This is a genomic window from Bartonella sp. MU37NMGALS, from assembly GCF_042194015.1.
GTDB lineage: Bacteria > Pseudomonadota > Alphaproteobacteria > Rhizobiales > Rhizobiaceae > Bartonella > Bartonella grahamii.
This window is the reverse complement of the sequence record NZ_JBHIML010000094.1, coordinates 1-1,139: the sequence shown is the minus strand read 5'-3', so window position 1 is coordinate 1,139 and position 1,139 is coordinate 1. Positions and strand designations below refer to the sequence as shown.

The following is a 1,139-nucleotide window of genomic DNA, read 5'->3' as shown; positions in this document are numbered from 1 at the left end:
GCCGATTACAGACCAGATGTTGCGGTTGTCAACGGCAGCTTTACGGATAGCCTTGTGAATGTTTTACCAGCAGATGGCGGTTACATACCCATGCCTAGTGCAATTGTTGTTTCTAATCCTTTGGAAGAAAAACCTTTGGGTTCAATCGCCTTTAGAAGCGGTAATGGTGTTAAGATAATCGTAGGAGGAGCTAAAAAGCTTTATGCTTATGATAGCCAAACGCGTGGTTGGCAAGACATCAGTCAAAATGGTGTGACGTATCAGGCAAATGATGAGAACAAATGGTCGTTTGCGTTGTTCGGTGATGCTGTCATTGCGGTGAATAAAAATGATAAACCGCAAGTTTTCAAGGTTCGCAATTCCCAACGATTTGAAGATTTAGGAGGCAACCCCCCCAAAGCAGGTTTGGTGAAAGTTTGGGGCGATTTTGTTTGTTTGATGCAATTGACAGATAATCCTAATCGTATCCATTGGTCAGGTCTCAATGATGCGACCCATTGGACGGTTGGTGTTAAAGATTGTTATTATCATAACTTTAATGATGGTGAACATGTGCAGGGTGCAACAGAATCGAGCAATCCAATCGTTTTTCTACGTTCTGCTGTTTATGCTGGTTCTTTTACGTTAGGGTCTAAGGTTCCGTTCATTTTTCAAAAGCTACAAGACAAGCGTGGAGCAAGAAGTGCAGCATCTATAGCCTGTCGTGGTAGTGATGCCTTTTTTGCTGGTGATGGCGGCTTTTATCAAATGAGTTTGGATGGTCAACTTTTATCGATAGGCTTTGAAAAGGTCGACCGAACGGTGTTTTCGACCTTTGATAAGCTTGCTCTTGATGAGATGCAAGCGGTGATAGACCCTGTCCATAATCGCGTTTACTGGTCCTTAAAAAGTTACAATAACGAGCAAACGACCTTTGTTTATGATTGGGGCTTGCAGAAATGGTCGACACTACAGGGAGAGCTTTTCACGTTCTTTCCAGTGTTTACAACAGGTTATACTTTAGAACAGTTAGATGAGATTTCGATCAATCTTGAGGCATTGCCGGCTTCTTTAGACAGCCCCCGTTGGCAAAGTGGCGCTCCAATGCTTGGTGCTTTTGATGAAAACAATCGGCTTGTTATGTTTACAGGAGCCCCGAT

1 protein-coding gene is annotated in these 1,139 nt (G+C 43.2%); it reads left to right on the top strand.

From position 1 onward, the window contains the following. The coding region (locus tag ACFIJP_RS09235; RefSeq protein ID WP_375627122.1) for a hypothetical protein at positions 1 to 1,139 on the top strand (1,139 nt) is incomplete at both ends.